Origin of the sequence: Streptomyces incanus (genome assembly GCF_042656345.1) — a bacterium.
In the GTDB taxonomy this organism is placed as follows: Bacteria; Actinomycetota; Actinomycetes; order Streptomycetales; family Streptomycetaceae; genus Streptomyces; species Streptomyces incanus.
Genome location: NZ_JBHSPC010000011.1, coordinates 133,593 through 152,076, shown reverse-complemented (window position 1 = coordinate 152,076; position 18,484 = coordinate 133,593). Strand labels below are relative to the sequence as shown.

Below are 18,484 nucleotides of genomic sequence, written 5' to 3'. Positions count from 1 at the left end.
CATCACCGCCGAGGGGCTACCCCGCCATACCCATCTGACCGTTGAGTTTTCCGGTCAGCGCCTCGGAGCACTGACATCCCATTGACTGTGAGTTCCTCGCGGTGGCGCTTGGTCAGCTGCCGGATGGCTTCGGCAGCGACTCCGAAGTAGGCCGCTACCATCGCCGTCGTCACGTGCATACCATCCGGGAGCAGTGACAGGGCCTTGACCTTGTCGAGTACGTCCGTGCGGTCCAGCACGCTGCTGCGCAGGGTCTGCGATTCCAGCAGTACTGATTCTTTGATCATCTTCTGCCCCTTCGGTTCTCGTGGTCGGAGCAGAACCCGGATGGCCCACCCCACCCGATCAACGAGCTGTGGCACGCGAAGGCACGAGCGAAGCGAGGACACGCGTTCAGGCTGGGTCCATGAAAGAGCCCCGGCCCGCTCCGAAGAGGGGGCCGGGGCTCCGTCGTGTCCGTCGTGCGCGGGTGGGGTCAGCCGCCGATGAGGCCGCCGAAGAGGTTGCCGTTGTCGCCTCCGCGGTTGTTGCCCTCGCCGTTGTTGCCCCCCTGCTGGCCAGCTGCGAACAGGGTCACCTTGTCGCCCTTCTTCACTTCCTGGCCCTCTTGCGGGTTGCTGCCGAACACGAAGGCGTTCTCATCGTTCGGGGCACCCTGGACGCCCTCGAGCTGCAAGCCGTGCTCGGCGAGGACTTGCTTGGCCTGGGCGACGGTGATCTCGGTGACCTTCGGCATCGCGAACTTCTCGTCCGCCGGGGCCTTGGCGATCTTGATGGTGACCGTGCTGCCCCGGTCGACGTCCGTGCCCGGGTTGAGGCTCTGCTCGAAGACCGTTCCTTCGGCCTGGGCCGTCGACTCCTCCTCCGTCTGGGTTCCGAGCACCAGGCCCTTCGACTCCAGCAGTGCCTTGGCCGCGTCGGGGGTCCTGCCCAGGAGGCTGGGCACGGTCACCTGGGATGTCTCCCTGGCGATGGTGAGGGTGACGGTGGATCCCTTTTCACGGGTGGTTCCGCCCGCGGGATCCTGGGCGAGCACGGTGTCCGGCGTCTCATTGGACTCCTGGCTCTCCTTCTCGGCCTCGAAACCCTTCTCCTTCAGGGCCTTCTCCGCGTCGGCGAAGCTGAGGCCCTTGACATCCGGAACCTCGACCTTGGGCGCCCCGGTGGACACCACCAGGTTGACGGTGGACTTCTTCTTGACGTCGGTGCCCGGCTTCGGGTCCTGGTCGCAGATGTTGCCCTTGGCCTGCTCCTCGCAGGGCTCCTCGGTGAACTTCAGGACCAGGTCGGTGTTGGCGGCCTGTTTCTCGGCGGCTTCCTTCGTGATGCCGATGAAGTTCGGGGCTTTGAGGTCGTCGTTGCCCACGCCTCCGTTGCCGGAGAAGACCCAGCGGCCGAGCAGGATGGCGCCGATCAGGACCAGGACGCCCGACGCGACCAGCAGGATCGTCGAGGTGTTGTTGTTGTTGTTCTTCTTCTGCTGGCGGCGCCGGCCGGGGCGGTCGTCGTAGCCGTAGCCGCCGTCGTCCGGGTTCATCGGCGGCAGCATCGACGTCGCGGCGCCGGAGTCCGAGCGCAGCGCCGTCGTCGCCTGGTCGTCGGGGTAGCCGCCGTAGCCGGCCGCGCCCATCGCGGCGGTGGCGGCGACGGGCTGGCCGTCGAGGTAGGCCTCGATGTCGGCGCGCATCTCGTCGGCCGACTGGTAGCGGTAGTCGGGGTCCTTGACGAGCGCCTTCAGTGTGATCGCGTCTATCTCGGGCGTGACCTCGGGGTCGAAGACGCTCGGCGCCTGCGGTTCCTCCCGGACGTGCTGGTAGGCGACCGCAACCGGGGAGTCGCCGACGAACGGCGGGCGGACGGTGAGCAGTTCGTACAGCAGACAGCCGGTGGAGTACAGGTCGGAGCGGGCGTCGACCTGCTCGCCCTTGGCCTGCTCGGGCGAGAGGTACTGCGCGGTGCCGATGACCGCCGAGGTCTGGGTCATCGTCATGCCGGAGTCGCCCATGGCGCGGGCGATGCCGAAGTCCATGACCTTGACCTGGCCGTTGCGCGTCAGCATGACGTTCGCGGGCTTGATGTCACGGTGGACGATGCCGGCCCGGTGCGAGTACTCCAGGGCCTGGAGGATGCCGATGGTCATCTCCAGCGTCCGCTCCGGCAGCAGCTTGCGGCCGCTGTGCAGGAGTTCACGGAGTGTGGAACCGTCGACGTACTCCATGACGATGTACGGGATGGAGACCCCGTCGATGTAGTCCTCGCCCGTGTCGTAGACCGCGACGATCGCGGGATGGTTGAGCGAGGCGGCCGACTGGGCCTCCCGGCGGAACCGGGCCTGGAAGGACGGGTCGCGCGCGAGGTCGGCGCGGAGCGTCTTCACTGCTACGGTGCGGCCGAGACGGGTGTCATGGCCGAGGTAGACCTCTGCCATGCCACCGCGGCCGAGCACCTGGCCCAGTTCGTACCGGCCGCCGAGGCGACGCGGCTCTTCCATAGCTACCTACCAGCCCTCTCCGTCGGTCCCGGCCGGCACGTTCGTGCGGCCGGAGGCTGCCGTCCGGGCCCTACCGTACCCGGCTCGCTTTGTGTGACCTGGCCAAGTACCGCAGCCGATACAGGACCGGTACCGCAACGTGCGCCGATGTGAAGCGGACGTGAGCGGGGTCACTGCTTGCCCTTGACGACCGCCTCCATCACGCTCTTCGCGATGGGGGCCGCGAGGCCACCGCCGGAGATGTCGCCACGCACGGCTTTGTCGTCCTCGATGATCACGGCGACGGCCACCGGTGAGCTGCCGTCCTCGCCCTTGGCGTAGGAGATGAACCACGCGTAGGGGTTCTCGCTGTTGTCCACACCGTGCTGGGCGGTACCGGTCTTGCCGCCGACGGTGACGCCGTCGATCTTCGCCTTGGAGCCGGTGCCTTCGGAGACGACGGTCTCCATCATCGACTGGAGGATCTGGGCGTTCTCCGCCGACATCGGCTTGCTCAGCTCCTCCGGGTCCGTCTTCTCGATGGTGTCGACGCTGGGGGCCTGGAGTTCGTCGACCATGTACGGCTTCATCAGGGTGCCGTTGTTGGCGATGGCGGCGGTGACCATGGCCATCTGCAGCGGGGTGGTGGCGGTGTTGAACTGGCCGATGGAGGAGAGGGCGGTCTGCGACTCGTTCATGTCGTCGGAGAAGACCGAGGCGCTGGAGCGGGTCGGGGTGAAGTGCTCCTCGGTGAAGCCGAACTTCTTGGCGTACTCGAGCATCTTGTCGTTGCCGAGTTGGGCGCCGATCTTGCCGAAGACGGTGTTGCAGGAGACCCGGAGCGCTTCGCGGAGGGTGGCGTTCTCGCAGGGGAGGTCGCCGTCGTTCTCCAGCGGGGTCGTGGTGCCCGGCATGATCCACGGCAGCGGCGTGTCCGTCTCCTCGTCCGCGCTCTTGTACAGGCCCTCCTCCAGGGCGGCGGCCGCGGTGAGGACCTTGAAGGTGGAGCCGGGCGGGTAGACCTCGCGCAGGGCCCGGTTCTGCATCGGGTCGTCGGGGTTCTCCGACTTCTGGAACTTCTTCCAGGCTTCGGCGTCCGCGTTGCTGTTTCCGGCGATCTCGGACGGGTCGTAGGAGGGGAAGGAGGCGAGCGCGAGGATCTTGCCGGTGGAGGGTTCGAGGGCGACGACCGAGCCCTTGCCGCCCCGCTGCTTCAGGCCGTTGTAAGCGGCCTTCTGCGCGTCGGCGTTGAGGGTGGTGACGACATTGCCGCCCTCCTTTTTCTTGCCCGTCAGCATGTCGAGCGTGTTGCGGAAGAAGAGGCGGTCGTCGTTGCCGGTGAGGATGCCGTCCTCGATGAACTCCAGATGGTTGGCACCGAAGGCCTGCGAGGCGTACCCGGTGACCGGCGCCCACATCGGGCCGTCCTTGTAGGTGCGCTTGTAATCGAAGTCGCTGCCAGACGTCTGCTTGGAACCGGTGATCGGCTTGCCGTCGACGATGATGTCTCCGCGCGGCTGCTCGTAGCGCCCGATGGCGATGCGTCGGTTGTGCTCGTTCTTCTGCAGGGCATCCGCCTGGACGTACTGGAGCCAGTTGCCGCGGATCAGAAGGGCGAGGACGAGGAGCCCACAGAAGATCGCGATGCGGCGCAGGGGTTTGTTCACGGTCGGACCACCTGAGTCATCTCGGCGTCTGGGTTGGTGGCGGGCGCGGGGGCCGGGCGGCGGGCGGTGTCGCTGATGCGGAGCAGGATGCCGATCAGGGCCCAGTTGGCGATGACCGACGACCCACCGGCGGCGAGGAACGGCATCGTCATACCCGTCAGCGGGATGAGCCCCATGACACCACCTGCTACCACGAAGACCTGCAGGGCGAAGGCTCCGGACAGACCGATCGCGAACAGTTTGCCGAAGGGGTCACGCGCTGCCAGGGCAGTCCGTACACCGCGCTCGATGATCAGCGCGTAGAGCAGGAGGATGGCCATGACGCCGGCCAGGCCGAGTTCCTCGCCGAACGTGGAGAAGACGAAGTCGGAGTTGGCGGCGAAGCCGATCAGATCGGAGTTGCCCTGCCCGAGGCCTGTGCCGATGACGCCGCCGGATCCGAACGACATGATCGACTGGCCGATCTGCTCACAGGCGCCGGAGGTTTTGTAGCAGCCGAACGGGTCCAGCCAGGCGTCGACGCGGGCCTGGACGTGGGTGGCGAACGAGGCCACGCCCACGGCGCCGGCGGCGGACATCAGCAGACCGATCACGATCCAGCTCGTCCGCTCCGTGGCAACGTACAACATGATCACGAACATGCCGAAGAACAGCAGCGAGGTACCGAGGTCGTTCTCGAAGATGAGGATGAGCAGGCTGACGGCCCAGATGGTGATGATGGGGCCGAGGTCCCGGCCGCGGGGCAGGTACAGGCCCATGAAGCGGCGGCTGGCCAGGGCCAGCGCGTCCCGCTTCACCATCATGTAGCCGGAGAAGAAGATCGCGATGATGATCTTGGCGAACTCACCGGGCTGGATGGAGAAACCGGCGACGCTGATCCAGATCTTGGCGCCGAACACGTCGGCGCCGACCCCGGGCACCAGAGGCAGCAGCAGCAGGAACAGCGCCCCCACCATCGAGATGTAGGTGTACCGCTGGAGAATCCGGTGGTCCTTCATGAGGACGAGTACCGCCACGAACAGAGCCAGCCCGACGGCCGAGTACAGCAGCTGGTTCGGCGCCGACGGGCTGAACGCCCCGTACAGGCGCTTCGCCAGGTTCTGCAACCGCTCGGACTGGTCCAGCCGCCAGATCACGACCAGCCCGAGACCGTTCAGCAGCGTTGCGAGAGGCAGCAGCAGGGGGTCGGCGTAGGCGGCGAACTTCCGCACCACGAGGTGTCCGACCCCCGCCATCAGGCCGAGCCCCAGCCCGTAGGCGAGCAGCCCGGAGGGGACGGAGCCGTCGATGGCCAGCCCCACGTTGGCGTAGGCGAAGACCGGGATGACGACGGCGAAGACAAGCAGCGCGAGCTCGGTGTTGCGCCGGCTCGGCGCCCCGATCGCACCGATCGTGGACGTGTGCTGCGCCGATGGGTTGGTAGTACTGCTCATCGTGTGACAGGGCCTCTCACGGCTTGCCTACTGCTTACCGCACAGCGAGACGACCTTCTGCTCCTCCTCCGAGAGGCTGGGGCCGGGGCTGGGAGTAGGTGCGGACGGGGGCGTGGACTTCTGCGGGGCCTCGGTCGAGCCCGAGGGGGTCGGCGTCGGCGAGGCCTTGGACGTGAAGGAGGCGGGTGTGGTTCCCGTGGTGCCTCCGGCCTCGCCCTCGCCGGTCTTGGCGCTGCTCTTGCTCTCGGTGGCACGGCGCTCGGCTTGCTTCCTGCACGCGGAGGCCTGGACCGCGAGTTCGTCGATCTTCGACCGGGCGCCGTGCAGGTCGCCGTCGGCGATGGTCGCCTCGACGAGCTTCCGCTGGTAGGGCGGCAGGTACTTGAGTTCGATCTCGGGGTGGTCCTTTTCGACCTTCGAGAGCGAGACCCAGGCCAGGTCCTGGCTGATGCCCTGGTAGAGCGCGACGTGTTCGCCGTTGGTGCCGACGTAGTACTGGGTTTGCGTCCAGCGCCAGCCGCTGTACACGCCGCCGCCGATGACGGCGAGGGTGAGCAGGCTGAAGAAGGAGCGTTTGAGCCACCGGCGGCTCTTGCGGGGCTTGACGAAGTCGCCCTCGTCGTAGCCGAAGCCGTCGGTCTGGATGAAGCCGGTCACGTCGCCGCTGCCGGGCGGGCCGAACTCGCCCCCGCCGCCGTCCTGGCCGCGCCTGCGGCCGAGTCCGGCGGCGCGGCCGGCCGGGGTCTGCATGGCGCTGTTGTCGCTGGGCTGGTTCTGGTTCTCGGCGACGGCGCCGACCACGACCGGAGTATCGGACAGCTGGCCGGCCAGGGTGTCACCGGTGTCGAGGTCGAGGACATCGGCGATGATCACGGTGATGTTGTCCGGGCCGCCGCCGCGCAGTGCCAGCTCGATCAGGGTCTGCACGGTGTCCTCGGGGCCCTGGTAGCCGGCGAGGGCCTCCTCCAGGGTCTGGTGGGAGACCACGCCGGACAGGCCGTCGGAGCAGATCAGATACCGGTCGCCCGCCCGGACCTCGCGGATCGACAGGTCGGGTTCGACGTGCTCGCCGCTGCCGAGGGCCCGCATGAGCAGGGACCGCTGCGGGTGGGTGGTCGCCTCTTCCTCGGTGATCCGGCCCTCGTCCACCAGCCGCTGCACCCAGGTGTGGTCCTGGGTGATCTGGGTGAGGACGCCGTCGCGCAGCAGGTAGGCCCTGGAGTCGCCGACGTGGACCATGCCGAGGCGCTGGCCGGTCCACAGCAGCGCGGTCAGGGTGGTGCCCATGCCCTCGAGCTGGGGGTCCTCCTCGACCATCATGCGCAGCTGGTCGTTGGCGCGCTGCACGGCCGTACCGAGGGAGGTGAGCAGGTCGGAGCCGGGGACGTCGTCGTCGAGCGAGACGATGGTGGAGATGGCCTCGGAGGAGGCGACCTCACCGGCCGCGGCGCCGCCCATGCCGTCGGCGATGGCGAGCAGGCGGGGACCGGCATAACCGGAGTCCTCGTTGCCCTCCCGGATCATCCCCTTGTGTGATCCGGCGGCGAAGCGCAGGGACAGGCTCATGCGCACCTCGCCCGTCGGCTCCGGGTACAGCCGGTCGTGTCGAGCCACACTGCCCACCCTCCGGTCGGGAGCGCGCCGGGGCCCGGGGTGGGGACCCCCACTGCGTGCTCGCTCCGCTCGCTCATTGTCGTACTACTTCCGCAGCTCGATGACGGTCTTGCCGATGCGGATCGGTGAACCCGGTCCGATCGGTGTGGGGGTCGTCAGCCTGGACCGGTCCAGATAGGTGCCGTTCGTGGAACCCAGGTCCTCGACGATCCACTGGCCGTCGCGGTCCGGGTAGATCCGGGCATGGCGGCTGGAGGCGTAGTCGTCGTCCAGCACGATGGTGCTGTCGTGCGCCCGGCCCAGCGTGATGGTCTGGCCCTGGAGCGCGACGGTGGTGCCCGTGAGGGTGCCCTCGGTCACGACCAGTTTGGTGGGGGCGTTGCGGCCGCGGCGGCCGCCCCCGGACTGCTGGCGCTGCGGCGGTGGTGCCTGCCGGGCGCTCTGTTGCGGCCGGGCGGCCTCCCGGCGTGCTCCGCGCTGGGTGACCCGTGTGCCGAACAGGTCACTGCGAATGACCTGCACGGCCACGATCACGAACAGCCACAGAACGGCCAGGAAACCCAGCCGCATGACCGTGAGGGTCAGCTCTGACATTGCCCCCGCTTCACCCTTCGGCTTGCCGGTAAATGATGGTGGTGCTGCCCACGACGATTCGCGAGCCGTCGCGGAGCGTAGCGCGGGTGGTGTGCTGTCCGTCCACCACGATGCCGTTGGTGGACCCGAGATCCTGGATCGTCGAGGGCGTTCCGGTCCGGATCTCGCAGTGCCGGCGGGAGACGCCGGGGTCGTCGATCCGCACGTCGGCCTCGGTGCTGCGGCCCATGACGAGCGTCGCGTTGGAGATCTGGTGGCGGTTGCCGTTGACCTCGACCCAGTACCGGGTGCGCCCGGCGGACGCGGGTGCGGCGGGGGGCCGCTGGCCGCCCGCGGGCTGCGGGTAGCCGTAGCCTCCGGGCCGGCCACCGGGCGGCGGCGCGGCCGGCATGGGCGGGGCGCCCGTGGGGCCGGCCGGCGGGTAGCCGTAGCCGCCGGGGGCGCCGGCGGGCGGGCCGCCCATGCCGGGCCCGGCGGGGCCGGGGCCCGTGGGGCCCGCCTGGCTGCTGGAGGAGGCGAGCGTACGGCTGCGCACCCGGTACAGGCCGGTGTCGAGGTCCTCGGCCTTCTCCAGGTGCACCTTGATGGGGCCCATGAAGGTGTAGCGCTGCTGCTTGGCGTAGTCACGCACCATGCCCGCGAGTTCGTCGCCGAGCTGCCCGGAGTACGGGCTGAGCCGCTCGAAGTCGGGTGTGCTCAGCTCGACGATGAAGTCGTTGGGGACAACGGTGCGGTCGCGGTTCCAGATGGTCGCGTTGTTGTCGCACTCCCGCTGGAGCGCTCCCGCGATCTCCACGGGTTGCACCTCGGACTTGAACACCTTGGCAAAGGTGCCGTTGACCAGGCCTTCGAGTCGCTGCTCGAACTTCTTCAGGACTCCCATGTGGCACCTCCTCCGTAGTCGCCGTCCTGTGTACTGCCCTGTCTTCTACTGCGTCTACTGCCCGGTGCACTGTTCCGTGCACCGCATAACTGGTACTGCTTACTGATCGTATCCACGCCCCGGTCGATCGGCTGGTTCCCCCTGCCCGCCCGGACCGACGGGTGTCGATGCTTGACGGAGCTCCCTCAGGGGCTTGCCTTCGAACTCTTCCGGCCGTGCTCGTGCGAGCCCTCTGCCATGGATCGTAGAGGGGGCTGCGGACCAGTGTCCCGCACCCGGCTGTGGACTCGGCCCGGCACCTGGGGAGACGGGGGTCACCGGTACGAGGTTGATACGTGAAGCGGTCCTCGTCGGTCCTCGTCGGTTCTTGTCGATACGCGTCGGTACGCATGGGTACGCGGCTGCCCGGGGCTGCCCGGCGAACGGGACATCCTGGGCGATGCGGGTGGGTGCGGGACGGCCGGTGCGGCGGTGTCACGGTGGTCGTCCGTGACGGCTCGGGCGGTCCGTGGGCTGCGTACGGGCCGCTCAGGGGCTGTTTGTGGCCGGCGGTGCGGCTCGGGGCGGGCGGGCCTGGGGCGGGTGGAAAGGGATGTGAATCCACCCCGATCAGCGTGCTAATGTTCACGTGTCGGAAGGCGCCGAACCCCTGCGGGGAAGGGCTGGACGACACGTTAGATGCGCGAGTGGCGGAATAGGCAGACGCGCTGGATTCAGGTTCCAGTGCCCGCAAGGGCGTGGGGGTTCAACTCCCCCCTCGCGCACATCGCGAAACGGGTCGCTGCACGTGGCGAAAGTCATGGCAGGGGCCCGTTTCTCGTTTGCTGCGGGTTGTGAGGCGATCACGACCCGGTTGAAGCGCGCAGGGGCCCCGTCCGTGAGTTATCTCACGGGCGGGGCCCCTGTTTCGTTTGTCCATGGTGCGTGGTGACGCCGTCGGGGATGGTGCGTCCGGCTGGGCAGCTCGTGTCAGGTGACCGGTCGGAGTCCGGTTCTCCGGCTCTCTTGTCGGGTGACGATGGTGCCGGGCAGGCAGCCGGGGCCGCCCTTGTCGGTGTTCGCCCTGCTCGCGGCCGCCGCGTTCTCCCCCTCCACGGCTTGCGGGCCGCGCGCCTGGAAGCCGTCCGGACCGGTCTGCCGGTTCGACAGGGCGTGGTGCACTGAACTGATCGGTTCGAATGCTCACTTCAGATGTGGCTGGATCTTGTCGGTCGACTTCGTGAACGTGTCGGCGGACCGGCCCACCCGGATCCCACCGGATGCGCCGATCTCGCTGAGTTGCGCCACGCCGCTCTCCCGGTCGGCCCGCCCGATCAGGGAGGTCGTCAACCGCACGGTCTTCGGATCGCCCGGTGCCGGATCGAACCCGAGACGCGGGTACTTCGACGAACCCACGCTTCATCCCTCTTTGTGCAGCTCTGCCGTGTTCCCGGCGCGAGGGGGAGCCGGACCGCCCAGGTGAGAGGGAGCAATCTGCGGGACGAGTGGTTTCGCCGTCATCGCGATGGCACCGCTACGACATCCCGGCACGGTCCGATGACGCCGCCTCAGGAGGCGAGATACTCCCCCGGCCCCGGCTCGAGGAACCGCTGAGGGGCGGTGCACAGGATGCCGAACGGCGTGACGCCCGCGACCCGCGGCACTCCTGGTGGAGTCCGCGGCCTTCGTCCGCGTCACCGAGCCGTACGGATGCCGGTACGAGGGGCTGTCCTCGCTCTCGTCCAAGGGAAGCTCCAACGCCTGCTTCGCCTTTCGACGTCTGCCGGAAGCGCGCGGAGCGGGCCGCCCGCACCGCCCGGCGGTATCCCACCACGTTCCAGAACGGCAATCCGATGGATGTGGGCGCGGCGTCCCCCGGCTCCCGCACGCGGGCCTGCGCGCCGCCCCCTCCGACCGCGGGCGGCGGACATGGCGGCACACGCCTGACGGTCGACCGATCGTCACGTAGGCCCTGGGGCAAGTGCGTCGGGTTCGCCCGATTCGCACGCCGAGAAATTTACCTCTTGTCGTACAACCGTTCACCTCATTCATGTGTCCAACACACGTATTACTCATCTCTCGGGCGGCTTTCGAGCCGCACCCTGGAAGGGGCATCGAGCAACCATGGTTCGACCGCTGCGTGCCGCGCTGCGCATACACACGTGGGGCGGCTTTGCGCTGGCGCTCCTGCTCGGGGCGAGCTATGCGGCGCTACCGCTGTTCGCTCTGCTTCCCCATCTGTGGGGGTTCATCGCCGCATCAGCCGTCAGCTATGTCACGGACGCGTGGCTGCACCGCGTCGAGCCCGCCTTCATCCGCCGGGTGGCCACGTTCAGGCTCGACCGGATCATGCGATTCCTGCTTCGTGACGCGCTGCTTCTCGTGCTGGCGGTGCGCATGGACGCACCCGAGCCCGTGCTGGTCGCCGGACTGCTCGTCCTGGGCGCCCAGTTCGGGATACTCGTGCTCTACACCGCGCTGCACCGCGTCATCCACCGGAAGCGGACGCTCCCGATCGCCGTGCGCAATATGGACATGAGCGACGCGGGCATCCCCAAGGCGCCGCTGCCCCTGCTGTACCGCCGCTACCTGCGCCGGCTGCTCCACCTCGACCTGCCGATGCACGCGGGGCTGCTCGCCGGTCTGGCGACCGCCGCATGGTCCCTCACCAAGGCCGGATACGCGGCGAGCCTCGGCCTGTCCGCTCTCATGCTGCTGGCCCTGGCCACGCAGGTGCGAACGGCCCGCCGGACGCCGGAGCGGGAGGAGATCATCGCCGCACTCAACCGGCAGCTGGCCGACTACCGGCCGGAGGTGGCCCTGTACTTCAGCTTCGCCGCGGTCTCCCGGAACTTCATGTACCAGGTCAACATGTGGATCGAAACCCTGGAGAACCTCGACCGCCGCCCGCTGATCATCCTGCGCGAACGCGCCTCCTTCTCCTACCTCAGCCGCACCCGCCTCCCGGTCGTGTGCGTGCCCAGAGCCGACGACCTGGCCCAACTGGACCTGCCCGACCTGAAGGTGGTGCTGTATCCGGGCAACGCGGGCAAGAACGTCCACATGCTGCGCGTCGCCGAGGCCAAGCACGTCTTCATCGGCCATGGCGACAGCGACAAGCTCGCCAGCAGCAACCGGGTCAGCAAGGTGTACGACGAGATCTGGGTGGCCGGACGCGCAGGCCGCGACCGCTACCAGCGGATCCGGCACGCCATCGACGACGCCGCGATCGTGGAGGTCGGCCGTCCCCAGCTGGCTCCGATCCGGCCGTACGACGAGCACATACCCGGCCCGCTGCCTGTCGTGCTGTACGCGCCGACCTGGGAAGGCTGGAGCGACGACGACTGCCACACCTCCCTGATCCCCATGGGTACGGCCCTGGTCAGTGCCCTGCTCGACGAGGGCGTACGGGTCCTGTACAAACCGCATCCGCTGACCGGCAAGCGCTCCGACGAAGCCGCGGCCGCCGATCAGGCCATCCGGGAGATGCTCGACGCCGACAACCGCCGACGCCAGTCCGCCGGCACCCTGCCCGGCCTCGCCGCCGGGCAGGAGCCGCGGATGCAGGAGATCAAGGAACGGCTCAACGAACTCGCCGGCCGCAACCGAACCGGCGACGACGCCCAGCAAACGCGCGACGCGCGGATGCCGGACCACACCGGCTCCGACGAGTGGCACGCACTGGAAGCCGAATGGCACCACCTCTTCTGGAGCCACACCGGCCCCCTCCGCCACCAGGTGATCACCGGCCAACTGCCCACCCTGTACGAGTGCTTCAACCAGGCGGACATCCTCATCAGCGACGTCTCATCCGTCGTCGCCGACTTCGTCGCAAGCCTCAAGCCGTACGTCCTGACCAACGCTCACGACCTGCCCGACGAGGAATTCCGCGCCGCCTACACCACCGCGGGAGGCGCCTATCTCCTCGACCGGGCCTGCACCCGGCTGCCGGAGATCCTGCGATCGGTGCGAGAGCCACGCCATGACCCGATGGCACTCGACCGGCACACGCTCAAGGAGTACGTCCTCGGCCCCGACCAGCCCACCTCGATGGAACGGTTCAACACCGCCGTCAACGCCCTCGCCGACACGGCCCTCCTCCATCAGCAGGAACATGCGCCGAGCGGCACGCTGTTGATACCGGCCCTCGACGCGAACCGAGCCGATCTGAGCTGACGGACAGGATGAACGGCGGCTGGTTCACCGTGGCAGGCGGGACGAGCACGGTCGGCCCGTTGCGGACGGGCGGACGGGCCGGGCTCGGCCGCTGAACACACCAGGCGGACCGGCGTTGTTCGCGGACCGCTGCGGCGAGAGGGGCCGTGGCGGCCGGGAAAAAGTCACTGGAGCCGGATGCCGAGGCCGCTGCGGCCGCAGCGGCCTCGGCCGGGTGCCGTGAGACGACGGCGGCTCGGTGGCCGGACGGCGATGTGATGGGCCTTGGGTGGGGTCGAACTTTTGCCCTAGGGGGAAACCGACGAGTTGGTTTGGTGTCGGAGTGGCGGACGAGCGCGGGCGGGCCGGAGTGCAAGGGCGGTCGGTCAGGGCGCGCCGACGAACGACCGGTACCAAGAGGCTGCCCGGGGGAAGACGTGGGCGAAGGGAGCGCCCGGGGAGCAGTCCAGGGTGTCCCAGAAGGTGTCGTCCCTGAACCAGTGGTCGACGGTGAGCATGCCGAGGTGGTGCAGGGCGCGTGGGGAGCCGGCGGCCCGCGCGTAGGCGGTCGCGACGTCGACCGGCGTTCCCTCGCCGGGCTGTTCCACCTGTGTGCAGACGGCCGCGAGCAGTTCCGACGCGGTGACCGGGTCCGGGTGGTTGACGTAGTGGACGCCGGGTTCGTGGGCCGGGGAGAGCGCCGCGGCGACGGCCGCGCGGCCCAGGGAGCCGACGTCGATCATCGAGTGCAGGGCCCCGCAGCCTGCCACGGTCGCCGACAACTCCCTCAGGAGTCCCACCAGTCCGGGGAGCACCCAGCGGTCGCCCGCGCCGTACACCAGGTGGGGTCGCAGCACCAGGCCGCCCGCGTCGAGGACGTGCCGCTCGGCCGCGGCACGGGTGCGGCTGGTGCTGGAGGCGGGGGCGACGGGGGTCTCGCCGGGCCGTACGCCGTGGAAGGGGCCCCTGCCGTGGACGGCGGCGGTGCTCACGTACAGGATGCGGCGCACCCCGCTGCGTACCGCCTCCTCCACCAGGGCCTTCGTGCCCTGGTCGTTGACCGCCGCGACGGATTCCGGGTCGCCGGTGATGCGCGAGGCGCAGTGGACGAGGACATCGACGCCGGCGCAACTGCCGTGCAGAGAGGCGGGGTCGGCGAGGTCGCCGGGGACGGTTCCGGCGGACGGGGGCGCGCCCGGGAAGGCGTTCGCTTGCGGGGCTTCGGGCCGTGCGCTCCCGGCGGGGGTGCGGCGGGACAGCAACCGGACACGGGTATATGGGCGTTGGCGTGCCGCGGCGGTGACCCGGCTGCCGATGAAGCCGGTGCCGCCCGTGATCAGGATGTTCACCGTCACGTCAGCGACCGTACTGGGGGCGGCCCCGGGGTCCGACGGTGGGGCGCCGAAGCGAGGGTGACGGTGAAGACGGGTTCGCCGTTCTGCAGGCCGAAGACCCGTACGGTCACCTCGCCTCCTTCGCCGTTGTCCTCCCGGTCGGGGCTCCTGGCTTCTTCGCCGGGTCCGCTCTTGTCGAAGACCTCGGTTTCGAGGAGGCAAGGGCTGTCCAGTTCGGTGTAGCGGTTGAAGGAGGAGGCCAGGTCGGACGGCAGGAAGACGCGTCCGCCGGTTGCCGCTGTCGCTGCCTGGCGGGCCGCCTCGAACAGAACCATGCCGGGGACGTGGTCGTTGGGCCGGGCGAAGAGGACGGGGTGACCGGTGTCGACGCGCAGGAGCCAGGTACCGGGGCGGTCCGAGCGGGAGAGGACGACGTCCTCCGCGCGGCGGCGGCCGACCAGTTCGTGAGGGACGGGGGGGAAGGGAGATATCGCGGTGCCCGGGCCGGCCGGCTGCCCGGCCCGCAGGCGGCGGTACGCGGCCGGCGAGGTGCAGCCCATGCTGCCGGTGCCCCGGGCGACGAGCCGTCCCGCGCGGTGGAACTCCATGATGGTCCGCATGCTGCTCAGGCCGCGGCCCCGGCGGCGTATCTCGGAGCAGACGACATCGATGGTGACCGGCTCCGCGGCGTCCGCGAGCAGCAGTTCGGAGGGGACGGTGGAGATTCCCAGGTCCCACATGACGAAGTGTGTGTCGAGGGGGGCGCCGAACTCGGCATGGGCGAGGGCCATCGCTGTCTGGCGCAGTGTCTCGGCGATGATCATCGGATCCTGGTGGAGGTCGTTCACGGGGCCGAAGAAGGAGTGGTCGGCGGGCCAGTGCGCGGTGACGCGGAAGTCGCGTTCGGACAGGCGGACCCATTCCGTCGGGAAGATGTCCGCCGCGCGGGTGCGGTGGGCGAGTTCCGTGGTGACCCGGGTGACGGTGCGGGCGCCGGCGGCCCGTCCAGCGGTGGTTGCGGGCGCGCTCCGCTGTCCGGTCCGGTCTTCCGTGGGTGTGCTTGTGGCACCTGACTGCGGCATGAGGAACCCTCCGGATAGAAGGCCTGGCTCCGGTCGACTTCGCACTAAGATACGGACGAGCCGGTTTTTTTCAAGGGTGATCCACACCGTTGGAGACGAGCCCACCAGCCCACGCGCCCGCACGGCATCGTGGTACGGCGGTATGCCGACCGTACGGCTACCGCATGGCTACTTCACGGCGATCCACGAGATCCACCGAGATCAGGAGGCACCCGATGGCGCGACAGGAGCGCGCGATCCGCACACGGCGGACCATTCTGGCCGCGGCCGCGGCCGTCTTCGACGAGCGCGGGTACACCTCGGCGACCATCGGCGAGATTCTGGGCCGAGCAGGGGTGACCAAGGGCGCGCTGTACTTCCACTTCGGCTCCAAGGAGGAGCTGGCGCTCGGCGTTTTCGAGGAGCAGCTGGCGGTGACCCTGCCGCCCCAGTCCAGCAAGCTCCAGGAGCTCGTCGACTCCGGTCTGGTGCTGGCCCTGCGGCTGTGTACGGATCCACTGGTGCGCGCCAGTGTCGGACTGGCCCTGGACCAGGGAGCGTTGGGGCTGGACCGGACCCCGGCGTTCCGGATGTGGATCGACCAGACCACCCGGACCCTGGCCGAGGCGAAAACGGGGGGCGAGCTGCTGCCGCACGTCGAGGTGACGGAGACGGCGGAACTGCTGGTCGCGAGCTTTTCGGGAGTGCAGCTCCTCTCGCAACTGCGCTGTCAGCGACGGGACCTGGAACACCGGGTCGTGGTGCTGTTCCAGCACATGCTGCCGGGCATCGCGGTGCCGGCGGTGCTGGCCCGGCTGGACATCTCGGCGGACCGCGGCCGACGGGCCCTCGAGGCGGGGCGGCTGGAGCCGGCCACGGGGAATGTGGCCGCCGAGGCAGGAGTGGGACAGTGGGGCAGCGGGACGGCTGGGCGGGTATGACAGGCGGTCACCGCGGCCCGGACGACGGGGTGGACGGTGGTTGCGGGGTGGGGGGTGGCAGGGGCGCGGGTGGGTGACGGAGTTGTCCACAGCACCGGAGTTGCCCACAGGGCCTGACGTGTTTCGGCCACCGGGCTGTACGGTCGGCACGGTTGATGTCATGGCCCGCGTCGAGGCCCGTGTCGACATCGAGACGGGACGACCGGCGGCGGCCGTTCGGGTGCGGCGCGGCCGACGTGTGGGTACGGGCGTACGTGTGGGCGTACGGGGAGGCGGTTGTGGTGACCGAGACGGGTGCCGACGGGGTCGGGACGGGCAGGGCGACGGAGCAGGTGGAGCCGGGCCTCGCCGCCGGTGAGGTGCGGCGGCTGCCGCGCGTACCGGGTTTCGCGGTGTGGCCGCCCGAGGGCTCGGCCAAGGCGGACGGCAAGGCTTTGCGCCGGCTGGTGCCGCGCAGTGCGCACTCCGCTTTCGACCCGGATCCCTCCCGACCCGACGCGGTCAGCGCGGTCGAGGAGTCCAGCCGTGGCCGGCTGCCCGAGCTGACACCGATACGGGTGGGCAGGATGGCGGCGACACCGTTCGCCTTCCTGCGCGGAGCGGCGGGCCTGATGGGTCACGACCTGGCCCGCACTCCCATGACGCGGATCCGCGCGCAGCTCTGCGGTGACGCGCACGCGGCGAACTTCGGCCTGTACGGCGACGCGCGCGGTGGGCTGGTCATCGACCTGAACGACTTCGACGAGACGGTGTGGGGCCCCTGGGAGTGGGACCTCAAGCGGCTCGCCACCTCGCTGGTGCTCGCGGGACGGGAGGTCGGCGCGGACGAGGACACCTGCCGCAAGGCCGCCCGTGACACGGTGGGCGCCTACCGTCGCACGATGCGGCTGCTGGCCAGGATGCCGGTGCTGGACGCGTGGAACGCCATCGCCGACGAGGAGCTGGTCTCCCACACCGACGCGCACGATCTGCTCGGCACGCTGGAGCGGGTCTACGCGAAGGCCCGCGCCAACACCAGCGGCCGTTTTGCGGCCAAGTCCACCGAGGCGACGGAGGACGGCGGACGCCGCTTCGTCGACGCCCCGCCGGTGCTGCGTCGTGTCCCCGACGCCGAGGCCCTCGCGGTGGCCTCCTCCCTGGAGCAGTACGTCGGCACCCTCCAGCCCGACCGGCTTCCGCTGCTGGCCCGGCACGCGGTGCAGGACGTGGCGTTCCGCGTCGTCGGCACGGGCAGCGTGGGCACCCGCTCGTACGTCGTGCTGCTCCTCGACCACCGGGGTGAGCCTCTTGTCCTCCAGGTGAAGGAGGCCCGCGCCTCGGCGCTGGTGCCGCATCTGCTGACGGCCGGCTTCGACGTGCCCGACGCCGGCCACGAGGGCCGGCGCGTGGTCCTGGGCCAGAAGCGGATGCAGGTGGTCAGCGACAACCTGCTGGGCTGGACGACCGTCGAGGAGCGGCCCTACCAGGTACGGCAGTTCCGCAACCGCAAGGGCAGCGTCGACCCGACGGCCCTGTCCGCCGACCAGGTCGACGACTACGCCCGGATGACCGGCGCGCTCCTGGCCCGCGCCCACTCCCACAGCGCCGACCCCCGCCTGATCGCGGGCTACTGCGGCAGGAACGACGAACTCGACGAGGCGATGGGCGATTTCGCCTTCCGCTACGCCGACCGCACGGAGGCGGACCACGCGGACCTGGTGGCAGCGGTCCGGTCGGGCCGGATCGCGGCGGAGATGGGGGTCTGAGCACCGCTTCCGTCCCTCCGGAGGCTCTCCGGAGGGCCTCCGGAGGCCTACGGGTTCCCCCACGCGGTTCGTCAAGGGAATCGTGTCCCTGGGGGCGCGGTGGCTGATCTGTTGTGGGACGACGTCAAGTGCTTCTTCGACCCGGAACTGCCGGGGGCGCTGCCGGACCTGTGTACGCCTGATGCCTCGGCGCAGGACTGGCGGGCGGTTCTCGATCTCGTCGTCGCGAGTGCTTGGAGGCGCCGGTGCTCCGAAGGCGAGGCGGTGCTGCCCGGTGCTGCCGATCCCGAGGGCGGAGGACGTGCTGTCCCGCCCGGCTGACGCCGAGTGCCCGGCCCTGAGGGTGTGGCCCGCGGCCGGTGTGCCGGCGGTCTTCCGCTTCCGCGCAGCGGAAGAGAGCGACTTCGATGTGGATCCGCGGGAGCTCCAGGGCCAGGAACGACCCGATGTGTTCTGCGGGTTCCTGCGGACGCTGGGGCGGCGGCCGGGCAAGCCGGTGATCATGGATGCTGAGGGCGGTGACGACAGCCTCCGGTGCTTGGGGACGACGTCGAGGCCGGCCGGGTGAGAGGTGGGCGGGACCGATGGGGCCATGACCCTGGTCGGTT

The 18,484-nt window shown here is 69.6% G+C and carries 14 protein-coding genes, 1 tRNA gene and 1 pseudogene; 5 read left to right on the top strand and 11 right to left on the bottom strand.

Translation table 11 applies throughout. The annotated features are described in order from the left end of the window. Positions 1 to 2: 2 nt before the first annotated feature. The 7 genes from ACFP2V_RS03505 to ACFP2V_RS03475 form a co-directional block, all read right to left on the bottom strand. Positions 3 to 287: a hypothetical protein gene (locus ACFP2V_RS03505; protein ID WP_381205124.1), complete on the bottom strand. Its 285-nt coding sequence runs from the start codon at positions 285 to 287 to the stop codon at positions 3 to 5. A gap of 188 nt (positions 288 to 475) precedes the next feature. Continuing rightward, positions 476 to 2,491, bottom strand: coding sequence for a Stk1 family PASTA domain-containing Ser/Thr kinase (gene pknB / locus ACFP2V_RS03500; RefSeq protein WP_381205121.1), 2,016 nt, complete (start codon positions 2,489 to 2,491; stop codon positions 476 to 478). Positions 2,492 to 2,661: 170 nt separating this feature from the next. Beyond that, complete coding sequence (locus ACFP2V_RS03495) at positions 2,662 to 4,137, bottom strand: peptidoglycan D,D-transpeptidase FtsI family protein (protein ID WP_381205118.1); 1,476 nt, start codon at positions 4,135 to 4,137, stop codon at positions 2,662 to 2,664. After that, the gene (locus ACFP2V_RS03490; protein ID WP_381205115.1) at positions 4,134 to 5,570 is read right to left on the bottom strand and encodes an FtsW/RodA/SpoVE family cell cycle protein; all 1,437 of its coding nucleotides are present in this window, start codon (positions 5,568 to 5,570) and stop codon (positions 4,134 to 4,136) included. Before ACFP2V_RS03490 ends, ACFP2V_RS03495 begins: the two co-directional genes overlap by 4 nt. A gap of 27 nt (positions 5,571 to 5,597) precedes the next feature. Beyond that, complete coding sequence (locus ACFP2V_RS03485; RefSeq protein WP_381205150.1) at positions 5,598 to 7,136, bottom strand: Stp1/IreP family PP2C-type Ser/Thr phosphatase; 1,539 nt, start codon at positions 7,134 to 7,136, stop codon at positions 5,598 to 5,600. Positions 7,137 to 7,268: 132 nt separating this feature from the next. Further along, the gene (locus ACFP2V_RS03480) at positions 7,269 to 7,778 is read right to left on the bottom strand and encodes an FHA domain-containing protein FhaB/FipA (protein ID WP_042163133.1); all 510 of its coding nucleotides are present in this window, start codon (positions 7,776 to 7,778) and stop codon (positions 7,269 to 7,271) included. Between the two features lie 10 nt (positions 7,779 to 7,788). Beyond that, the gene (locus ACFP2V_RS03475) at positions 7,789 to 8,661 is read right to left on the bottom strand and encodes an FhaA domain-containing protein (protein ID WP_381205111.1); all 873 of its coding nucleotides are present in this window, start codon (positions 8,659 to 8,661) and stop codon (positions 7,789 to 7,791) included. A gap of 680 nt (positions 8,662 to 9,341) precedes the next feature. On the opposite strand from ACFP2V_RS03475, the gene ACFP2V_RS03470 reads away from it, so the two are divergent. After that, positions 9,342 to 9,425 (top strand) — tRNA-Leu (locus ACFP2V_RS03470). 205 nt (positions 9,426 to 9,630) lie between these two features. Here the strand turns inward: ACFP2V_RS03470 and ACFP2V_RS03465 are convergent. Both ACFP2V_RS03465 and ACFP2V_RS03460 read right to left on the bottom strand, forming a co-directional pair. Continuing rightward, on the bottom strand, positions 9,631 to 9,822 hold the full coding sequence (locus ACFP2V_RS03465; protein ID WP_381205108.1) for a hypothetical protein: 192 nt from the start codon (positions 9,820 to 9,822) through the stop codon (positions 9,631 to 9,633). A gap of 21 nt (positions 9,823 to 9,843) precedes the next feature. Then, positions 9,844 to 10,056, bottom strand: a complete 213-nt coding sequence (locus ACFP2V_RS03460; protein WP_381205105.1) for a hypothetical protein — start codon at positions 10,054 to 10,056, stop codon at positions 9,844 to 9,846. A 708-nt stretch (positions 10,057 to 10,764) separates the two neighbouring features. Here ACFP2V_RS03460 and ACFP2V_RS03455 point away from each other — a divergent pair. Then, positions 10,765 to 12,816, top strand: coding sequence for a hypothetical protein (locus ACFP2V_RS03455; protein WP_381205101.1), 2,052 nt, complete (start codon positions 10,765 to 10,767; stop codon positions 12,814 to 12,816). Between the two features lie 365 nt (positions 12,817 to 13,181). On the opposite strand, the gene ACFP2V_RS03450 is transcribed toward ACFP2V_RS03455, so the two are convergent. After that, positions 13,182 to 14,150, bottom strand: coding sequence for an NAD-dependent epimerase/dehydratase family protein (locus tag ACFP2V_RS03450; RefSeq protein ID WP_381205096.1), 969 nt, complete (start codon positions 14,148 to 14,150; stop codon positions 13,182 to 13,184). Further along, positions 14,147 to 15,211: a ScbA/BarX family gamma-butyrolactone biosynthesis protein gene (locus tag ACFP2V_RS03445; RefSeq protein ID WP_381205092.1), complete on the bottom strand. Its 1,065-nt coding sequence runs from the start codon at positions 15,209 to 15,211 to the stop codon at positions 14,147 to 14,149. Before ACFP2V_RS03445 ends, ACFP2V_RS03450 begins: the two co-directional genes overlap by 4 nt. 215 nt (positions 15,212 to 15,426) lie before the next feature. Here ACFP2V_RS03445 and ACFP2V_RS03440 point away from each other — a divergent pair, with 215 nt between their 5' ends. The 3 genes and pseudogenes from ACFP2V_RS03440 to ACFP2V_RS03430 form a co-directional block, all read left to right on the top strand. Continuing rightward, complete coding sequence (locus tag ACFP2V_RS03440; protein ID WP_381205089.1) at positions 15,427 to 16,131, top strand: ScbR family autoregulator-binding transcription factor; 705 nt, start codon at positions 15,427 to 15,429, stop codon at positions 16,129 to 16,131. Positions 16,132 to 16,463: 332 nt separating this feature from the next. Next, complete coding sequence (locus ACFP2V_RS03435; protein ID WP_381205146.1) at positions 16,464 to 17,876, top strand: DUF2252 domain-containing protein; 1,413 nt, start codon at positions 16,464 to 16,466, stop codon at positions 17,874 to 17,876. A 99-nt stretch (positions 17,877 to 17,975) separates the two neighbouring features. Continuing rightward, positions 17,976 to 18,443 (top strand): annotated as a pseudogene (locus tag ACFP2V_RS03430) (hypothetical protein); the annotation flags it as partial. Positions 18,444 to 18,484: the final 41 nt, after the last annotated feature.

What these genes read in the sequence shown, in the direction of transcription:
- ACFP2V_RS03505 (WP_381205124.1), bottom strand. Translation starts at nt 287, where the DNA reads ATGATCAAAGAATCAGTACTGCTGGAATCGCAGACCCTGCGCAGCAGC.
- pknB (WP_381205121.1), bottom strand. Translation starts at nt 2,491, where the DNA reads ATGGAAGAGCCGCGTCGCCTCGGCGGCCGGTACGAACTGGGCCAGGTG.
- ACFP2V_RS03490 (WP_381205115.1), bottom strand. Translation starts at nt 5,570, where the DNA reads ATGAGCAGTACTACCAACCCATCGGCGCAGCACACGTCCACGATCGGT.
- ACFP2V_RS03485 (WP_381205150.1), bottom strand. Translation starts at nt 7,136, where the DNA reads ATGAGCCTGTCCCTGCGCTTCGCCGCCGGATCACACAAGGGGATGATC.
- ACFP2V_RS03480 (WP_042163133.1), bottom strand. Translation starts at nt 7,778, where the DNA reads ATGTCAGAGCTGACCCTCACGGTCATGCGGCTGGGTTTCCTGGCCGTT.
- ACFP2V_RS03475 (WP_381205111.1), bottom strand. Translation starts at nt 8,661, where the DNA reads ATGGGAGTCCTGAAGAAGTTCGAGCAGCGACTCGAAGGCCTGGTCAAC.
- ACFP2V_RS03455 (WP_381205101.1), top strand. Translation starts at nt 10,765, where the DNA reads ATGGTTCGACCGCTGCGTGCCGCGCTGCGCATACACACGTGGGGCGGC.
- ACFP2V_RS03445 (WP_381205092.1), bottom strand. Translation starts at nt 15,211, where the DNA reads ATGCCGCAGTCAGGTGCCACAAGCACACCCACGGAAGACCGGACCGGA.
- ACFP2V_RS03440 (WP_381205089.1), top strand. Translation starts at nt 15,427, where the DNA reads ATGGCGCGACAGGAGCGCGCGATCCGCACACGGCGGACCATTCTGGCC.